The sequence below is a fragment of the Planococcus sp. S3-L1 genome (genome assembly GCF_030063085.1).
GTDB lineage: Bacteria > Bacillota > Bacilli > Bacillales_A > Planococcaceae > Planococcus > Planococcus kocurii.
This window is the reverse complement of record NZ_JASISN010000001.1, coordinates 149487-168318: the sequence shown is the minus strand read 5'-3', so window position 1 is coordinate 168318 and position 18832 is coordinate 149487. Positions and strand designations below refer to the sequence as shown.

Annotated in this window: 14 protein-coding genes and 1 other annotated feature; of the genes, 2 read left to right on the top strand and 12 right to left on the bottom strand. The window is 40.4% G+C overall.

The annotated features are described in order from the left end of the window. Positions 1 to 42 precede the first annotated feature (42 nt). The 7 genes from QMF37_RS00830 to QMF37_RS00800 form a co-directional block, all read right to left on the bottom strand. Positions 43 to 810, bottom strand: a complete 768-nt coding sequence (locus QMF37_RS00830) for a 3-hydroxyacyl-CoA dehydrogenase (protein ID WP_078080709.1) — start codon at positions 808 to 810, stop codon at positions 43 to 45. Further along, positions 797 to 1423, bottom strand: coding sequence for a TetR/AcrR family transcriptional regulator (locus QMF37_RS00825; protein WP_283476009.1), 627 nt, complete (start codon positions 1421 to 1423; stop codon positions 797 to 799). Before QMF37_RS00825 ends, QMF37_RS00830 begins: the two co-directional genes overlap by 14 nt. Before the next feature lie 177 nt (positions 1424 to 1600). Then, positions 1601 to 2779: a lipid-transfer protein gene (locus tag QMF37_RS00820; protein ID WP_283476008.1), complete on the bottom strand. Its 1179-nt coding sequence runs from the start codon at positions 2777 to 2779 to the stop codon at positions 1601 to 1603. A gap of 124 nt (positions 2780 to 2903) precedes the next feature. Continuing rightward, positions 2904 to 4424 (bottom strand): class I adenylate-forming enzyme family protein, encoded by a 1521-nt coding sequence (locus QMF37_RS00815; RefSeq protein WP_283476007.1) that lies wholly within the window; start codon positions 4422 to 4424, stop codon positions 2904 to 2906. A 171-nt stretch (positions 4425 to 4595) separates the two neighbouring features. Next, positions 4596 to 5822, bottom strand: a complete 1227-nt coding sequence (locus tag QMF37_RS00810) for an acyl-CoA dehydrogenase family protein (protein ID WP_283476006.1) — start codon at positions 5820 to 5822, stop codon at positions 4596 to 4598. 356 nt (positions 5823 to 6178) lie between these two features. Beyond that, positions 6179 to 6898, bottom strand: a complete 720-nt coding sequence (locus tag QMF37_RS00805) for a YebC/PmpR family DNA-binding transcriptional regulator (protein WP_283476003.1) — start codon at positions 6896 to 6898, stop codon at positions 6179 to 6181. A gap of 162 nt (positions 6899 to 7060) precedes the next feature. After that, on the bottom strand, positions 7061 to 8167 hold the full coding sequence (locus QMF37_RS00800; protein ID WP_283476001.1) for a nitric oxide synthase oxygenase: 1107 nt from the start codon (positions 8165 to 8167) through the stop codon (positions 7061 to 7063). A 138-nt stretch (positions 8168 to 8305) separates the two neighbouring features. Here QMF37_RS00800 and QMF37_RS00795 point away from each other — a divergent pair, with 138 nt between their 5' ends. Further along, on the top strand, positions 8306 to 9094 hold the full coding sequence (locus QMF37_RS00795; RefSeq protein ID WP_283475999.1) for an HAD family hydrolase: 789 nt from the start codon (positions 8306 to 8308) through the stop codon (positions 9092 to 9094). Between the two features lie 138 nt (positions 9095 to 9232). On the opposite strand, the gene serA is transcribed toward QMF37_RS00795, so the two are convergent. Then, on the bottom strand, positions 9233 to 10819 hold the full coding sequence (gene serA, locus QMF37_RS00790; protein ID WP_283475997.1) for a phosphoglycerate dehydrogenase: 1587 nt from the start codon (positions 10817 to 10819) through the stop codon (positions 9233 to 9235). Continuing rightward, positions 10820 to 11980: a pyridoxal-phosphate-dependent aminotransferase family protein gene (locus QMF37_RS00785; protein ID WP_283475995.1), complete on the bottom strand. Its 1161-nt coding sequence runs from the start codon at positions 11978 to 11980 to the stop codon at positions 10820 to 10822. A 92-nt stretch (positions 11981 to 12072) separates the two neighbouring features. Beyond that, positions 12073 to 12297: a binding site (T-box leader), on the bottom strand. A 235-nt stretch (positions 12298 to 12532) separates the two neighbouring features. Here QMF37_RS00785 and QMF37_RS00780 point away from each other — a divergent pair. After that, complete coding sequence (locus QMF37_RS00780) at positions 12533 to 13966, top strand: M20 family metallopeptidase (RefSeq protein WP_283475993.1); 1434 nt, start codon at positions 12533 to 12535, stop codon at positions 13964 to 13966. A gap of 402 nt (positions 13967 to 14368) precedes the next feature. Here QMF37_RS00780 and QMF37_RS00770 read toward each other — a convergent pair whose 3' ends face one another. From QMF37_RS00770 to QMF37_RS00760, 3 genes are all read right to left on the bottom strand, one after another. After that, on the bottom strand, positions 14369 to 15667 hold the full coding sequence (locus QMF37_RS00770; RefSeq protein WP_283475991.1) for an amidohydrolase: 1299 nt from the start codon (positions 15665 to 15667) through the stop codon (positions 14369 to 14371). 29 nt (positions 15668 to 15696) lie between these two features. Then, on the bottom strand, positions 15697 to 17226 hold the full coding sequence (locus QMF37_RS00765; RefSeq protein WP_283475989.1) for an AbgT family transporter: 1530 nt from the start codon (positions 17224 to 17226) through the stop codon (positions 15697 to 15699). Positions 17227 to 17349: 123 nt separating this feature from the next. Then, positions 17350 to 18516 carry a M20 metallopeptidase family protein gene (locus tag QMF37_RS00760; protein WP_283475988.1) on the bottom strand — a complete coding sequence of 389 codons (1167 nt, stop codon included), beginning with the start codon at positions 18514 to 18516 and terminating at the stop codon, positions 17350 to 17352. Positions 18517 to 18832: the final 316 nt, after the last annotated feature.

Here is an 18832-nt window from a genome sequence, read left to right as displayed (position 1 = left end):
CCTTCGTAGTTAACAAAATCTAGCTCATCCAAAAAAGCTATTTTAACGAGGTTGCATGCGAATCGCACCGTCTAATCGAATCGTTTCACCGTTCAACATGGGATTAATAATAATAGAATTAACCAAGCAGCCAAATTCTGAAGCTTTCCCTAAACGAGATGGGAACGGCGTCATTTTCCCTAATGCATCTACTGCCTTTTCTGGTAGCCCCTGGAAAGCGGGTGTATCAAAAAGGCCTGGAGCGATTGTCACAACACGCACGCCTACTGAAGACAAATCACGAGCAATAGGCAATGTCATTCCAACAATCCCACCTTTTGAAGCACTGTATGCCGCTTGACCAATTTGACCATCATAAGCAGCTACTGAAGCTGTGTTAACGATGACGCCTCGCTCTTCGTTTTCATTTGGTGTGTTTTCCGACATTCTTTCAGCTGTAAGGCGAATCATATTAAACGTACCGATTAAGTTCACTTCTAAAACCTTAGAAAATGATTTCAGACTATGTGGACCTTTTTTCCCCATTGTTTTTTCTGCAACGCCAATACCTGCACAATTTACTAACGTGTTTACGTAACCAAACCTTTCTACCGCTTGATCTAACGCTGCCGTTACACTTGCTTCATCTGTCACATCAGTTTTGCAAAATATAGCTGCTTCACCTAATTCTCCAGCAAGTTCTGTTCCCAACCCTTCTTGCAAATCGAAAATAGCTACTTTCGCACCGCTGTTAACTAAATTCCGGACCGTTCCTGCTCCCAATCCAGATGCCCCGCCCGTTACTACAGCTACCAGTTTACTTAAATCCATTTTCTATTCCTCCATTTTCTATTTCAGAATATAAGACAAGTCTCATTAAATAACTAGCGCTTGTCTCGGCAAAATCATCAAGGTTTTTTTCTCCATCTTCTGAATACCATTCAATCATCCAGTTCATGGCCCCAAGTATAAGATTTCGAACGATTTTTATGTCTACTGGTAGAAAAACTCGCTGTTTGACACCTCCAGCAATAATTCGATCAAATAGTTGCTCGTAATCATTTCGAAGCGCAAGAATATGCTCTAATTGTTCTCCATCGAAAAAAGATTCCTTTTTCGTTACTAATTCAAATTCGCCTCTTTCGCGTAATACATACACGATATGCACAACCATCGCTTGGTGTAATTTTTCTTTATATGGTATGTTTTGTTGTTCTACTTTTTCGATATTGGCAATGCTTTCGTTTAGCAATAAGATGAAACATTGATACAACAAGTCTTGTTTATTATCGAAATAATAATAAACAGAGCCTTTTGTCATTAACAAGGTAGCAGCAATTTCTTCCATGGTCGTTCCTAGATATCCTTTTTCTGTGACGATCGCAGTGGCCGCTTTAATAATGTCTTCTTTTTTCTTCGCAATTTTTTGTGCATGTAATGACATGAGAATCCCTCTTTCTTATAGAATAGATCCATCCTGCATTATCCCTAGAAATACGCTTATAATGTAAAATCAATATCCGTTCTATTTTTGAATACACGTTCAAAAATAGAATAAAAAAATAAGGAAATAATAGCATTCATATTTTCGAGCTTTTCCTATTACTTCCTATTCCAAATGTTAACCTAATTGATACATGGTCGTTACACATGCTCCGCCAAGCCCTAAATTATGTTGAAGTGCAATTTTTGCTCCTTCAACTTGACGTTTGCCTGCTTGTCCACGCAATTGCCATACGAGTTCTGTACATTGGGCCAATCCGGTTGCTCCAAGTGGATGTCCTTTTGACATTAATCCACCTGATGGATTGATGACGTATTTTCCTCCGTGTGTATTGTTCCCATCACTGATAAATTTTTCTGCCTCTCCTTCACCACAAAGTCCAAGCCCTTCATAAGTGATCACTTCATTTGGTGTGAAACAATCATGTAATTCGATAACATCAATATCTTGTGGTCCAAATCCGGATTTTTCATAGACAATCTTTGTTGCACGCTGCGTCATTTCAGCACCCACGAGTGTCATTGGATTTTCATAAGTAACGACCGTATCCGTCGTCATCGCTTGACCAATGATTGTAACCGCATGCTCTACACCGTGTTTTTTTGCAAAATTTTCACTACATACGATAGCAGCAGCTGCACCACAAGTTGGTGGGCAGGCCATGAGACGAGTTAATGTTGGATACAACAGTGGTGCATTCATAACTTCTTCAATCGATAGTTTATTGTTGAAAAGAGAATATGGATTCAAAACAGCATGATTTCGCGTTTTGACAGCTACTTTCGCAAAGATATTTGGGTTTGCTCCATATTTTTCTAAATATGCACTACCAGCTGCGCCAAACATTTTAATCGCTTCCGGAGAATTCGGGATATTCGGATCAATTTCTTCCAAACGATCTATCATCCAGCCGAGTGGTGGTGTGCGATCTTCCCAAACACTTCCCAAGGCCCCTGGTTTCATCTCTTCAAAACCAAATGCCAGAGCACATTCGACTTCACCAGATTCAATAGCTTGACGAGCCATGAACAATGCGGAAGAACCTGATGAACAGTTATTATTCACATTAATAATCGGGATACCCGTCATTCCAATATCATATAATGCTCGTTGGCCGCAAGTGCTGTCTCCATAAACATATCCAGCAAAAGCTTGTTCCACTTCTCGGTATTCAATTCCTGCATCTGTAAGTGCACCTTTTACTGCTTTAGCAGCCATCACCTCGTAGGGTTCATTTGTTCCTGGTTTCGAAAACTCAACCATATCTACACCAAGTACGCGGGCATTTTTTTTCATTTTATCCCTCCTTGTTTATCCGTCAGTATTGATGACAGGTAAGTTATTCGGATGCAGAAGAAGCCTGAGATGTTCGATTCAAGCTTGACCTCACTGTCCTTCTATACATGCTATTCTGCATTTATTACTTTTTTACCGATTCTCTTAGTTTGTATTTCATTAGCTTGCCAGAAGTATTACGAGGCAACGCTTCTACAAAGACAACTTTACGCGGGATTTTATATCCCGATAAATGTTGTCGGCAAAAAGCTTCAAGTTCATCCAGTTCAATGGTCTCGTTTGGCTTGCTTGCAATAACAGCTGTTACGATTTCACCCCACTGCTCATCAGGTGATCCGATTACTGCGACGTCTGCAATTTTCGGATGAGTTCCTAAAACGTTTTCCACTTCTACAGAATAGACATTCTCTCCACCTGTAATAATCATGTCTTTTATGCGGTCTACAATATAGATGTAGCCATCCTTATCTCGGTAACCTAAATCACCTGTGTATAACCACCCATCTCTAAGTGTTGCCGCAGTTTCTTGAGGTTTTTTATAATATTCTTTCATTACCGTATCACCTTTAAGAACAAATTCTCCCACCATGTTGGGTTCTGTTTCTTGTCCTTCCGGCGTAACTAACTTAGCTTCTGTGAACAATAGCCCGTCTTTACCAGAAGCACCCACTTTTTCTTTATGATCTTCCGGCGATAGGTATATGCCTGATGGTCCACCTTCTGTTAATCCACACAAGCTGTAAAAATTGTTCGAGTTAAAGAATTTCATCGTCTGATTGACCATTTCTCTAGACATCGGAGCTGCGCCATATAGGAACCGTTGAATAGAAGAGACATCGTATTTTTCTCCACCTGGGAATTCGATTAAGAATTTGAACATCGTTGGAATGGCAAAAAGACTAGTAATCTTATATTTTTCGATATCTCGTAACATGGCTTCTGGATTAAATTCTTTATGAATTACATTGAATCCACCTAACAAAAAACTACTCGTCATACAAATAACCAATTGAGCCGCATGGAATAAAGGTGCTACATGAATAAATCTTTCGCGCGTGTTATAACCGAGCAATCCAATACACCCAACAGTTACATTCAAAACGCGCTCGTGATCAAAAACCGCTCCTTTTGGGTTACCTGTTGTTCCTGATGTATATAAAATATGAAGATCATCCGTGTTGTTGATTTCGACAGCCGGTTCAGCACTATTTTTTGATAATACATCTTGCAAAGAGAGACTGCCTTTGTTTTCTGCTGTTTCTACTGTAATCACTTGGCGAACTGCAGGAATCGTACTGCTAGCATCGTGAATCATTTTTTCATATTCTTGATCACAAATAACAAAAACACTATCTGATTGATCCAGAATATAATTCGCTTCTCGTGCAACTAGTCTGAAGTTCATCGGCACAATCACCGCACCAGTTTTAGCAACTGCATAATAAGAAATTGCAAAGTAATCTGAGTTTTTCATCATCAATGCGATTTTTTCTCCTTTTTTTATACCCAAAGAGATTAAACCGTTAGCAAGCTGATTAACCATTCTATTGAATTCATGATACGTATATGACCTGTCTTCAAAAACAAGTGCTGGTTTATCTGGATGTCTTAATGCGTTTTGTGCTAAAATGCTGACAATATTCATGTGTTCCCCTCCAATGATAGTTTCTGATTTAACGATATGAATTTCTCAAAAGTGAAGTACTTAATAACTCCTCTTACTTTTTGACTCTGTGAAATGTGACAGTAAAGAATTCGAGGCTATTCGACTTGAATTTGATGGATGGTTAATACCCTTCCTCCTATCACACCTCCTTTATTTCACAGTTGTTATTTCTTCTAATTGTTCGCGTAGTTCAAGGCGGCCAACATCCCGCAAATGCACTTGGTCCGGACCATCAACTAAACGCAGAGCACGAGCATTGGCGTAATGTGCTGCTAACGGAAAATCTTCTGTGAGTCCAGCTCCGCCGAAAACCTGTATCGCACGATCAATCACATTAATGGAGACGCGCGGCACCGCAATTTTGATCATGGCGATTTCTTTACGTGCCGATTTCACCCCAGCTTCATCGATTTTGTGAGCTGCATGCAAAGTCAAAAGACGTGCTTGTTCAATTTCAATTCGGCTTTCTGCAATAATTTCTCGGATGACGTCTTTATCAGCCAGCGTAGATCCAAACGCTTCTCTGCTATCCGCTCGTTTGCATAACAGTTCAAGTGCACGTTCTGCAGCACCAATCGCACGCATGCAATGATGAATGCGTCCGGGTCCTAAGCGTCCTTGAGCAATTTCAAAGCCGCGTCCTTCACCCAGCAACATATTAGATACGGGAACACGTACATTGGTGTAGTGTACTTCAGCATGACCTTGTGGTGCATCGTCGTATCCAAAGACTGTCAATGGTCGGATGATTTCGACTCCAGGTGTATCAAAAGGTACGAGAATCATCGATTGCTGCTGGTGTTTTGCTGCATTTGGATCTGTTTTACCCATAACAATTGCAATTTTACAACGAGGATCCATTGCTCCAGTTGTCCACCACTTTTTCGCATTGATGACGTATTCATCGCCATCCCGCACAATACTGCTCTGGATATTCGTTGCATCAGAAGAAGCAACAGCAGGCTCGGTCATCGAGAAGCACGAACGAATTTCTCCGCGCAGTAAAGGCTCAAGCCACTGCTTTTTCTGCTCATCTGTTCCGTATTTCACAAACACTTCCATGTTGCCAGTATCTGGTGCATTACAGTTAAACAACTCAGGTGCAATTAACGAACGTCCCATAATCTCGGATAAATGAGCGTAGTCATAATTCGATAATCCAGCTCCGTATTCGGGATGGTCCAAAAACAAATTCCATAACCCTTGTTCTTTTGCTTTTTCTTTCAGTTCTTCAATAATCGGTGCAATGGTCCAGCGATCCTCTGCTTGTTGTCGATATTTCTCAACTGTAGCTTCGTTTGGATACACATAATTTTCCATAAACCTTAATAATTTTGTTCTCAACTCATCTGCCTTCGGTGATAACTCTTTCAGCATTTATATTTCCCCCAATTTTTTATCATGTTTTAAATTTTTAAAAGTCAGAATTTCTTACTAAGCAACTTTTTGAAAGCCCTTACATTTATCCCTAAATAAAAAGACGAAATATTTATACTATTTCTTCAATTTTATTATAGTCGTTCTATTTTTGAATTACAAGTCAAATTTCGAATTATCAGATTATAATCCATAAAAAAGAAACACTTTGATTTTACTCAAAGTGTTTCCTTAGAACGTTAAACAAGATAATACCTCACTTTTACTTATAAAAAGAAGATAAGAAGACTCGGTTCCAGCCCAGCGGAATCGTACGGTAAGCTTCGGAAAATATCGTTAACTATACTTTCTCAGAATTATCCATCTAAATCTACGTTGTGATAAACTTGCTGAACATCTTCTAGGTCTTCAATTGCATCAATCATTTTCTCGAATTGTTCCTGTGCATCTTCAAGCAATGGCAATTCGTTTTGAGCAAGCATTGTCAATTCAGCTACAGTGAATTCTGTAATGCCGGCAGTTTTAAACGCTTCTTGCACTAAATGATATTGATCAGGTTCTGCATAGACAATAACTCCATCTTCTTCTTCCATAATGTCACGCACGTCAACGTCCGCTTCCATCATCAACTCAAGAACTTCGTCAGCTGTTTTGCCTTCAATACCAAATACCGCTGTGTGATCGAACATATAAGCAACTGAACCACTGACGCCCATATTGCCTCCGTTTTTGCCAAAAGCTGCACGGACGTCTGAAGCCGTACGGTTAACGTTATTCGTTAACGTATCTACAATGACCATTGAGCCATTTGGTCCAAATCCTTCATAGCGTAATTCGTCAAAGCTTTCTTCCGATCCACCTTTAGCTTTGTCCACTGCTCGGTCGATAATTGCTCTCGGAATACTATACGTTTTTGCTCGTTCCAACACTACTTTTAAAGCTTGGTTTGATTCTGGGTCTGGTTCGCCTTGTTTGGCTGCTACATATATTTCACGTCCGAATTTCGCGTAAATTCGGCTTGTGTTGGCATCTTTAGATGCTTTCTTTTCTTTAATATTATTCCATTTACGTCCCATTAAATTTCCTTCTCTCTATAATGTCTTACACTAGATAATAGTCACTAACTACTATTATAATACAAATCACTTAAATGTAACGTATTTTGCGGTTAAAAAAAGCAGTTTTTATCCATTTAAAGGATATCACTGCCTGTTCTAACATATGGTTGTAAAATTTCTTTAGTTTATTTGATAAGGAGTTTGTTGATGAAAATAATTTGGTTTAACAACATTATTTTTGTAAGGCTTATGAAAAATGTGAGTTGTTGCTGGAGACATGGGCGGAATCAGCCAAGCCCAGTTGCCGGTTACATCTCGTCCTTCTGCTTGTTCTTTTTTCTCGAAATTTTTAAATTGCTTTGCTGCTGTATGATGATCGACAATGGTCACTCCAGCTTTTTGAAACGATTCCAATACCGCGATATTCAATTCAACTAAAGCCTTGTCTTTCCATAGAGAACGGTTTGACTGTGTATTTAAGTTCATCAATTTTGCTAGTTCTGGCAAGGCATTATACCGATCTTCATCCGCTAAGTTTCTCGCACCAATTTCTGTTCCCATATACCAGCCGTTAAAAGGCGCTACTTGGTATTCAATGCCTCCAATTTCAAGCAACATATCCGAAATAAGCGGTACTCCATACCATTTTAAACCGAGCTGTGAAAATGCTAAGATTTCTGGATGATCGATTTCAACTTCTTTAATCGATTGTCGTGGAATTTCTTTTAATGCAGGCTCACGGTTTGGCATTTCTATCACTAATGGCAAAATATCAAAAGCTGTTCTTTCTCCTTGCCAGCCAAGCTTTTGACATTGTTTAGTGAATTCTATCGAACTTGAATCTCCAATAATACCGTTTTCAGTTTCATATCCTGCATACCGAACGAGCTGATGGTTCCATAACCTCATCGGTTGCTCATTTTTTGTAGCCGGTCGAAAAATGGTAATGGCTGGACGAATTTTTCCATCGTTTGTTGCAAAATCAATATGGCGAATTAGTGCATCGAAAACACCTTCTGCAGATGTTTGATGTCGTTCATCAAAAATTGTTAGTGAATTCCAAAATAACCTACCAATACAGCGATTGTTATTACGCCACGCCATCCGTGCACCATGTTCTAATTCTTCATAGCTGTGTGTATAAGTCCCCGTATTGGTGATTTCCATTTTGACTTCAAGCAATCTATCTGCTTTTTGGTGTTCGCTCTTGCCCAGTTCATCAAAACAAATACTTATATAGTCAATGGCTTCTTCCCATAAAGACATAGTCAAATTGCTGATTGTCATTGTTTTCACTCCCTGCACATATAATAGCATCCACGCTTTGTAATGTTCAGTGACAGAATTCTGAACTCCCTATGTTTTTGTTCATTTTTCCAGTACACTTGAACAAACTAAAGAACTTGTCAGGAGGAGCTTACACTGATGGTCAAAGCGATTTTTTTCGATTTAGACGATACCTTGTTGTGGGATAAGAAAAGTGTTGAAAAAGCGTTCCAGGAAACGTGTAGTTTTGCCGAAGAACTAACTGGTCAAGACTGTTCGGGTTTGGAAACAGCGGTAAGAATGGTAGCAACTGAGCTTTACGCGAGATATGATACATACGCTTTCACCAAAATGATTGGCATCAATCCTTTTGAAGGTCTATGGGGAAACTTTGACGATCAAGGCACAGATTTTCAACAGATGAAAACCATCGTGCCAACTTATCGCCAAGATGCTTGGACGCTTGGTTTACAGCATATTGGTATTGAAAACTGTGCTAAGATCGGTAGTCAACTAGCCGACTTTTTTCCGAAAGCACGTAAAAGAAATCCTGTACTGTATGAAGAAAGCTTAAAAGTATTGGCAGACTTGAAAGAACATTACCAATTGCTCTTATTGACTAACGGCTCGCCTAGCTTACAGCAGCTTAAACTTGAAATTACACCTGAAATCGCACCATTTTTTGACCAGATTATTGTCTCTGGTGCGTATGGAAAAGGCAAACCCGATCCGAGTATTTTCCAGTATGCCTTATCGAAATCTAATGTTCTAGCCGAAGAAGTGCTGATGGTTGGTGATAACTTAATGACGGACATCATCGGTGCTGAAAAAGCAGGGATTCGCTCTGTTTGGATCAACCGCGAGCAGAAAGCGCCCCATGAAACAATCATTCCAACTTACGAAATTCAACATTTAGAAGAATTGCTTCAGTTATTAGAACAACTGTAATCAAAAAGCGAGAAATACGTGACTATTCATAACAAAGCGTTTGTTACACTAGCAATTAGCCGATCTTTCCAGGAATAGCAAAAGGGCTGTCACCAAATGTCATAAAAAATGACTTATGGTGACAGCCCTTTCTATTTATTATAAGTTGATAGCAGTAACGCCTTGGATTTCATCTAATTTTGCTAATTTCGCTAAACTACTTGTGTCTGCTGGTTTATCAATAGACAACATCATAATCGCATCTCCACCAATAATTGAACGCCCTACTTGCATCGTAGCAATATTGACATCCTCAACGCCTAATAGCGTACCCACGCGACCAATGACACCTGGACGGTCATTATGGCGAACGTACAAGAGATGACCTTCTGGCACGACATCCACTAAATAATCATCCACTTTAACGATGCGAGCTCCTTGTCCATTTAATAAAGTTCCAGCCACTTTTCTAACGCCATTCGCAGTCTTTACTTCTACTGTGATTAACGTCGTAAAGCCTTTTGATTCTGTAGTCTTTTGTTCAGTAACGACAATACCTTTTTGATTGGCAAGGTATAAGGCATTCACATTATTAACTTGTTTACCAAGATGACGCTTCAACATGCCTTTTAACATGTTACGCGTTAACGGCCTAACATCCATATTAGCTAATTCTCCAGCATAGCGTATGGTGACTTCTTCAGCAGTGGCACCTGTCAGATCCGTCAAAAAAGCACCCAATCGCTCTGACAAATCAAAATAAGGTTCAATTTTTTTCATGATTTCTTTCGGTACGGATGGCAAATTCACTGAATTCCGGACAGTTCCTGTTGTAAAGTAACTGACGACGTCCATACTGACATCCACTGCTACGCTTTCTTGCGCTTCAAACGTACTCGCACCCAAATGGGGGGTTGCAATAATTTCAGGTAAATCCAATAAACGAAAATCAACCATCGGCTCTTGCTCAAATACATCAAGCGCGGCTCCAGCCACTTTGCCAGACTTCACAGCATCAAACAGTGCATTTTCATCAATAATTCCACCACGTGCACAATTAATAATCTGGACGCCATCTTTCATAATTTCAAATGCTTCTTTGTTAATCAAGTGCTTTGTATCTTTCAAAAGTGGTGTATGAACTGTAACAAAATCCGCTACTTTCAGTACATCCTCAACCGATCCAAAATCCACTCCAAGCTTTTCCGCTTTTTCAGCCGTTAGAAAAGGATCATAGGCAATGATGTTCATCCGTTGTCCTTTAGCGCGCGCTGCTACTTCCTGACCGATTCGACCAAATCCAACTACTCCAAGCGTTTTATTTTTTAGCTCGACACCTACGTAAGATTTACGGTCCCATTGCTGGTTGCGCAAGGCATGGAAGGCTTGAGGAATTTTGCGCGCCATCGACATCATCATGGCCATCGTATGCTCTGCAGCTGAGTTTGTATTGCCGTCCGGTGCATTAACGACGATAATCCCATGTTCTGTCGCAGCTTCTAAATCAATATTGTCTACGCCAACACCTGCACGTCCAATAATCTTCAAGTTAGACGCTTTTTCAATCAATTCACGCGTTACTTGCGTCTGGCTTCGAACAAGTAACGCGTCAAACCCATCAATACGCTCTTCTAGTTGTTCCGGCGTTAAGGTGGTTTCGATCACAATATTTACGCCGTTTGCCTGACGCAAAGGATAAATGCCTTCTTCGCTAAGTGGATCGCTGATTAGTATGTGAAAAGTCATTTAGTTATTCTCTCCTTCTGTCAAAAAGACTCGCTGTGCAGCGGCAATTCCTTTACCAAGTTCGATTTTCTTGCCAATTTTCATTAAACCAATTTCCATTGCAGCTAGTGTTTGAAACATGTCTGCCGGAGAACAATAGCCCATGTGACCGATTCGGAAAATCTTTTTCGCTAAATGCTGTTGGCCACCTGCTATTTCAAGAGCAAATTCTTTTTTCATCACGTGGCGGAATTGTTCTGCATCAAAGTCATCCGGCTTTACAGCTGTGACGGTTGGTGATGCATCTTTGTCAGAAGTCAGCAACGGTATGCCGAGTGCCTTGAATGCAGCACGTGTCATATTTTTCATCAGACGGTGCCTCGCATATACTTGTTCGAGTCCTTCCTCTTCTAACAACTCTAATACTTGCTGCAAGCCGAATAAAATCGACAGTGCTGGAGTAAATGGTGTTGTATCTTTTAATAGATTGTCGCGATGTTTTTGAAGATCTAGATAAAATCGTGGTTGCGGATTAGCTTCGATTTTCTTCCAAGCACGATCACTTGCTGCGATAAACGATAGACCTGCAGGTAACATAAAGGCTTTTTGTGAACCCGTCACCACAACATCGATTCCCCATTTATCCATTTCAGTTTCTGTACCGGCTACACAAGAGACGCCGTCGACGATAACAAGTGCGTCAGACACTTCTTTAACTGCAGCAGCTAACTCCTTGACTGGATTCAAGACACCCGTTGATGTTTCACAGAAAGTCGAGAAAATCACTTTGATTTCAGGATGCTCCAATAAGAAGCTTTTTACTGCTTGTGGGTCAACTGCTAAGCCCCATTCCACTTCGAAAACATGAGTTTGAATGCCATATGCTTTACAAATTTTTGCAAACCGTTCTCCGAATGCTCCTGTTACAAGAACTAAAACTTCTTCGCCGGGAGCTACTGTATTAACAACCGCCGCTTCTAGTCCCGCGGTTCCGCTACCCGTTAAAATCATAACTTCCTGTTTGGTTCCAAAAACACGTTTTAATCTTGGTCTGATGTCGCTGATCATTTCGGATGTACTTTGTCCGCGGTGCCCGATCATTGGTTGAGCCATAGCGCGTTGCACACTTGGCGGAATTGGCGTTGGTCCTGGGATTCGCAAAATTTGTTGGTCTGTTAGCATAATAAACTCTATTCCCCTCTCGATTACCCGATATTTGGGCCAGTAATTGTAGAAAGACGACAAAAAGACTCCTCGCCCCTCACATAAAAAATGTAAGGGGCGAAGAGTCTGATTCGCGGTACCACCCTAATTCACTGTCACAAAATAGACAGCCTCATTGGTTCACATGCGTAACGGACATGAAACGGATGGACCTACTGGGGTATTCAATCCATCTATTCAGGAGTGCTGCTAAATGTCGAAATCACTGATTCTCACCAACCATCAGCTCTCTTAAGATTTCTCTACACGAAGCGTATCTCCATCAACATAGTTATTCTGTATATTTGAATTGACTCCATCATATACAGGTGAAAATCCATTGTCAATATATAAAAAATAATTAGTTTTCTTTGGAAACGTTTCCATCCTATATAAACCTAGAAGGCACTGAGTGTAGAAAAAAGAAAATATTTTTATAATTCAACAAAATATATCAATTCAATTTTCATTTTAGAATTACATGTCTTTTTGCTATACTGAGTATAAATTTATTCCAAAGGAGATGCTGATATGTCCACTGATTTTTCTGTTCATCAATATTTATTAACTAACAGAAATCATTTTGAATCAATTAGCCAATACATTTGGGAACATCCCGAAACACGCTATTTAGAATTTGAATCTGCTTCTTTTTTAGCTAATGAACTAGAAAAAGAAGGGTTTTCCGTTCAATATGGCGTTGGCGGTATTGAAACCGCGTTTATCGCATCCTATGGTAGCGGTAAACCAGTCATCGGGTTTCTTGGTGAATTCGATGCCTTATCTGGACTTAGCCAAAAAGCTAACTTAACAAAACAAGAACCCATAAAATTAGGCGGCATTGGCCATGGCTGTGGTCATAACTTGCTTGGAACTGGCGCTCTGGCAGCAGCATCTGCCGTAAAAGCGTTTCTTATCGATAATAACACTAAAGGAACAGTGAAATTCTATGGCTGTCCAGCAGAAGAAGGCGGTTCCGGCAAAACTTTTATGGTACGTGAAGGAATATTTGATGATCTGGATATCGCTTTAACCTGGCATCCTTCTTATGCTAATTCCATCATGAGTCTATCGAGTCTTGCTAATTACCAAGTCTATTTCCGGTTCAAAGGTGTAGCTTCACATGCAGCTAACTCTCCACATTTAGGACGCAGCGCTCTAGACGCAGTTGAGTTAATGAATGTGGGCGTCAATTACTTGCGTGAACACGTCGTCCAAGAAGCAAGAATGCATTACGCCATTACCAATAGCGGCGGATTTTCACCAAACGTTGTTCAGTCAGAAGCGGAAGTACTATACTTAATTCGCGCGCCTAAAGTCGCTCAAGTTGATGATATTTATAAACGCATCTGTAAAATCGCTCAAGGTGCCGCATTGATGACGGAAACTGAAATGACCATCATCTTCGATAAAGCTTGTTCCAACTACGAACCAAATCGAAGATTGGAATTAATTCTAAACGAAAAATTACATGAAGCTGGAGCTATCCAGCCCACCGAAGAAGAACAGCAATTCGCCAAAGACATCTGGAAGACTTTATCTGAAGGCGAAAAAGAAAATTCCCTTGCTGGTATGAAGTCGTTTGGCTATAGCGGAGACAGTAGCGAGTTCAAGGGCAAATACCTGTCGGATATTATTTCTGAGTATATTCCTTCCGCTGAAGTTATGGCTGGTTCCACAGATGTATCTGATGTTAGCTGGGTTGTTCCGACTGCTCAATTAACGACTGCTACTTCAGCTATCGGTACTCCTCTTCATACTTGGCAGATGGTAACACAAGGCATTAGTTCATTTGCACATAGTGGCATGTTGTTATCATCTGAAGCTATGGCAAACACCGCCATTCATTTATTTACCCACCCTGAAGATCTTCAGGCAATCAAAGCCGAACATACGGAAAAGCGAAAAAAAGAACCCTATACTTGTCCTATTCCTAAAGACGTCAAGCCTTCTGCTGTGAAATAAAAAAAGAGCAAGCAGTCAAAAGCTGTCTGCTGAGAGAAGGCTGTTACAAAGAAAGAGCTAAAAGTAAGACCTATTCCATAACCATTAAATCAACCGAGTATGTAAATCAACTTGCATTCCAAGAAAGTGAATTCTTCAGGCAGACCGCCAAAGAGCGATATAAAACTGAAGCTAAGAACATTGTAATTGAAGAATTGGTATGGATATCGCACGTCATCCGAAGCTACACTCAACGGCATGACAATTTTACTGTGAAATTGAAATGAAGACTTGAGTTACTCAGCGCAAAATAAAAAAAGGAGACAGAAGACAGGATAATCTGCCAATCTGTCTTCTTTTTTTGTCTCTCCTAGTTTCGATAGAAGCATTTTCAGTGGCCTAGGAAATCCTGCCGTCTTTTCTTTATACCTTATTTAATTTCAATGCAGAACGGTATAGTATGTCGACGGCTGACAGCATCGACTTTTCATCAAAGTCAAACCGTTCATTATGATGCCCAGCTGCCAAATCACTACCCACGACACAATATGTGGCCAATCCTCCATTTGCTTTAACATGTTCCATATAATACGTTGCATCTTCGGAACCTGCCGAATCGGTAGACCAGTCAATTGTTTTAGTGAAATATGGTGAACTTTGGGCAACATCGTACAACATGTCGACAAGTTCTTTACTCGGAATGCTACTTTTGGCTTCCCCAACAACTTCTGTTGCTACTTCTACGCCGTACATTGCCGCAGCACCTGATAACACTGCAAACGCCTGCGATCGAATATAGTCATTAATTTCAGAAGTTTCTCCCCTCGTTTCAATTTTCATTTGAGCAGACCCTGGAATAATATTACGACCAGAGCCCGCATTCAGAACCCCGACATTGACTCGTGAAGCCCCTGCTGAGTGGCGAGGAATACCATATAAACCAAGAACTGCAGAAGAGGCCGCCATTAGCGCATTGCGCCCGTCTTCCGGTTTACCACCTGCGTGAGAAGTTTTACCTTTAAAAATAACATCGATTTTTGTAGTTGCTAAGAAACCCGAATTGCCTGCCACAAATTCACCTGTTGGAACTCCAGTACCAAGGTGCATAGCGATGAAGACATCAACATCGTCAACGACACCTGCCGCTACCATTGATTTTGCTCCACGTGTCCCTTCTTCTGCTGGTTGGAAAATCAATTTGATTGTACCTGTCAGCTTTTCTTTATTGTTCATTAAGGTTTTCGCAAAGCCAAGCCCAATCGAAGTATGCCCGTCATGTGCACAGGCATGCATTTTATCAGCGTTGACTGATTGGAAACCTAGGTCGAATGGAAGATGACCTTTAACCAGTTCCTCCTGAATATCCAACGCATCCATATCAAAACGGTAAGCAAGGACCGAACCTGGCTTTCCAGTTTCAAGCACAGCGACGATTCCCGTCATGCCATTCTTGAAGTTCGGCAGCCATTCCAGATCGGCGCCATTCTGTTCAGCCCATTTATAATGCTCATCCAATTTTTGGGGACTTGGCATACCCATTCGCTGGTCAGCTTTCATCACTTCTTCAGCTATTTTTAGTGAATACCCAAGTTTGGAAAGATGTCTTGCCACAAGAGAAGCAGTGCGCATCTCCAAAAATCCAGATTCTGCATGCTTGTGCAAATCACGTCGCCATTCAATCATATGTTCTTGTAGCTGGTCATCGATTACTATTTCTACCACTTATTATCCTCCTCATAAAGTAAACTTTTTTATAAATAAGGTGTGATTCCTGGGCCAAATTGCCATCCTGCATAGAAGAAAATTAGGAACATGATAATCCAAACAATAAGGAAAGACAATGTATAGGGAATCATCAACGAAATTAAAGTTCCCATTCCTGCTTTTTTATCGTATTCTCTTACAAACGACAGAACGACGATAAAATATGGATTTAGAGGAGTCACAATATTGGTGGAAGAATCTCCAATCCGATAAGCCATCTGCGTGAATGCCGGATGATAACCCAATTGCATGAACAGTGGCACAAAAACGGGTGCTTCTAGAGCCCATTTAGCAGATCCTGAAGAAATCAGGAAATTCAGCATGGACGTAAAGAGGATATATCCGACAATGAGATATATTCCAGTGAAATTGATTTGAGTCAATAATTCTGCACCATTTACCGCGATCCATGTTCCAATATTTGTCCATGTAAAGTAAGCGATAAATTGAGAAGCTGCAAATATAAGTACAATAAATCCTGACATATCTTTAATAGATTCGCCCATAAAGTTTACTGCATCACGAGAGTTTTTAATGACACCAACGGTTTTCCCATAAGCAACACCAAGCACAATAAATAAGCCTAGTATAAACGGTACAATTCCAGTCAAGAACGGGGATGGTATCAATCCACCTTCTTCGTTACGCAAAGTTGAATCTGGCCATGCAATTAGGATGATTATCATCATAATATAAGCCAGTCCAGCTAATCCCGCGTTCCACAATCCTTTATTGGCTTTCGGATTTTCTTCAGAACTGACATCAATTATTTTGTCGCCTTCATATTCCCCAAGTTTTGGTTCAATGATTTTTTCTGTCACTAAAGCCGCAACTACCGTCAGCACAAAAACTGAAACAATATTGAAGTACCAATTATCCGCTGGTGTAACAATAATCTGATCGTTAAGAATAGCTGCTGCTTCTGTCGAGATACCCGACAGCAACGCATCCGTTCCGACAATCAATAAATTCGCTGTAAATCCAGCTCCAGCACTGGCAAATCCAACAGCCAATCCCGCAAGTGGATGACGACCAATCTTATAAAACACCATTGCTGCTAGAGGAGGTATTAAAATCTGAGCTGCGTCAGATGCGATATTTCCCATAATTCCTACGAATGCAATAGCATATGTAACGAGCGATGCGGGTGCTTTTAAAATAGTTTTACGGATTACAATTTCCAATAAACCCACTTTTTCAGCTAAGCCGATTCCAAGCATAATAGCCAATACAGTTCCTAATGGAGCAAATCCTGTAAAGTTCTCCAACATGGAAGTTACAATATATTGAAGTCCTAGTCCCGATAACAAGTTCTGAATAGCCAAGGTTTCTCCAGTTCCTGGATGGACAACAGAAGCATCGAATAAGCTAAAGATAAAAGATGCGATTATGACAACGACTGCTAAATACACAAAAATCATGAACGGATCAGGTAGTTTATTGCCCAACTTTTCAATGATATTGAGAAAGCGGATGAAAATTCCTTGCTTGTCTCCATTTTGTACCTGTTTTTTCATAGTAGGCCCCCTCTTCATATATAAATTTAATGTTTTGAATATTATAGCCAAATAACGAACGAATAATCAAGTGTTTCCGGTAATGAACTTATCCTATCTACTTATTATTGGCTCTCAAAAAAATTATTTTTTCAATATATTTAGTGCGTTAACTGTCACTTTCGTCATCGTTTCGACTCCAATTTCTAAAGCTGATTCGTCAAAAAAGAATTCCGGATCATGCAAAGGTTTAGGATGCTCCACGTCCTCCTTCGAACAACCAAGCCAATAAAAAGCTCCCGGTACTTTTTCTAGAAAACGAGAGAAATCTTCTCCGGCCATAGATGGATCCAACACAGGCAACGCATCATCTCCGTATAGTTGAGCTGCACTTCCGCGCACTAACTCTGCCCATTTAGGAGTGTTTATCGTGGCTCCGTAGCCATCGACATAATCAAAATCGATTTCTACTTCGTACGCAATTTCAAAACCTTTTACAAGATTTTCTAGGCGACGTTTTACTGTCGCTTTAGCTTTCTTACTATAGGTACGAACCGTCCCTTTTAAGACCACTTGATCTGCTATTACGTTGTAGCGATATCCGCCATTGATTGTGCCAATAGTAATTACTGCAGATTCCAATGGATTTACATTACGGCTAACAATCGACTGTAGCGATGAGATGAACTCTGCTGCTATAACAATAGCGTCTTTTCCTTGATGAGGCATACTGGCATGTCCCCCAGCACCTGTTATTGTGAAAGTTAAGGTATCAGAAGCCCCCATCATTTCCTTATCACGCACGCCAATCTGTCCGACTGGCAGATCAGGCCAAACATGCTGTCCAAAGATGACATCAGGCTGAAATTCATCAAACAATCCATCTTCCATCATTGGTCTTGCTCCACCGATTGGTGATGTTTCTTCATTGGGCTGAAAAATGAGCAGCACACGACCAGACAATTGACCTTTCATTTCTTGTAGCTTAAAGGCAGTTCCGAGTAACATTGAAGTGTGCGCGTCATGGCCACATGCATGCATTTTGCCATCTACTTTAGATTTAAAGTCGATAGCCGTCTTTTCCAAGATTGGCAGGGCATCAATGTCAGCACGTAATGCGACTGTTCCACCTTTGCTGCCACCTTCGATTACACCTAAAACACCCGTTTTTGCAAAACCTGTTTTGAATGAAATACCGGCTTTTTGCAACTCTTCTTGTATCAGTTTTGAAGTTGCCCACTCTTCTCCACCTAATTCTGGGTTTTCGTGAAGAGTTCGCCTGATTTCTCTGATTCGATCGATCGTTGCCATCGCTTGTCACCCTCTCAGTTTTATATCTTTCTTTTCGAGGATAGCATAGATAAAAAAAAATGTATCGAATATTCATAATTTAACGTTAATTAAGTTGCTGTTAGAGGATGATTTTACGTCAATGGATGTGTACACATAAATCAATCGATTGATGATGAACATAAAAACCTACGTTAAGCATGTACAGAGTAAAAAGGATATTGTAAATCGACCTCGCTGCTTACCTGCTGTTTATAAGGCAAACAAATTTTTCACTAAGAGTTTTGTGGAAAGCTCAATTTAGAGGATTTATTTGATGTAATGGACTCGACAGATA

Excerpts from the sequence above, each read along its gene's own strand:
- QMF37_RS00830 (WP_078080709.1), bottom strand. The coding sequence starts at position 810 with ATGGATTTAAGTAAACTGGTAGCTGTAGTAACGGGCGGGGCATCTGGA.
- QMF37_RS00825 (WP_283476009.1), bottom strand. The coding sequence starts at position 1,423 with ATGTCATTACATGCACAAAAAATTGCGAAGAAAAAAGAAGACATTATT.
- QMF37_RS00820 (WP_283476008.1), bottom strand. The coding sequence starts at position 2,779 with ATGAAAAAAAATGCCCGCGTACTTGGTGTAGATATGGTTGAGTTTTCG.
- QMF37_RS00815 (WP_283476007.1), bottom strand. The coding sequence starts at position 4,424 with ATGAATATTGTCAGCATTTTAGCACAAAACGCATTAAGACATCCAGAT.
- QMF37_RS00810 (WP_283476006.1), bottom strand. The coding sequence starts at position 5,822 with ATGCTGAAAGAGTTATCACCGAAGGCAGATGAGTTGAGAACAAAATTA.
- QMF37_RS00805 (WP_283476003.1), bottom strand. The coding sequence starts at position 6,898 with ATGGGACGTAAATGGAATAATATTAAAGAAAAGAAAGCATCTAAAGAT.
- QMF37_RS00800 (WP_283476001.1), bottom strand. The coding sequence starts at position 8,167 with ATGACAATCAGCAATTTGACTATGTCTTTATGGGAAGAAGCCATTGAC.
- QMF37_RS00795 (WP_283475999.1), top strand. The coding sequence starts at position 8,306 with ATGGTCAAAGCGATTTTTTTCGATTTAGACGATACCTTGTTGTGGGAT.
- serA (WP_283475997.1), bottom strand. The coding sequence starts at position 10,819 with ATGACTTTTCACATACTAATCAGCGATCCACTTAGCGAAGAAGGCATT.
- QMF37_RS00785 (WP_283475995.1), bottom strand. The coding sequence starts at position 11,980 with ATGCTAACAGACCAACAAATTTTGCGAATCCCAGGACCAACGCCAATT.
- QMF37_RS00780 (WP_283475993.1), top strand. The coding sequence starts at position 12,533 with ATGTCCACTGATTTTTCTGTTCATCAATATTTATTAACTAACAGAAAT.
- QMF37_RS00765 (WP_283475989.1), bottom strand. The coding sequence starts at position 17,226 with ATGAAAAAACAGGTACAAAATGGAGACAAGCAAGGAATTTTCATCCGC.
- QMF37_RS00760 (WP_283475988.1), bottom strand. The coding sequence starts at position 18,516 with ATGGCAACGATCGATCGAATCAGAGAAATCAGGCGAACTCTTCACGAA.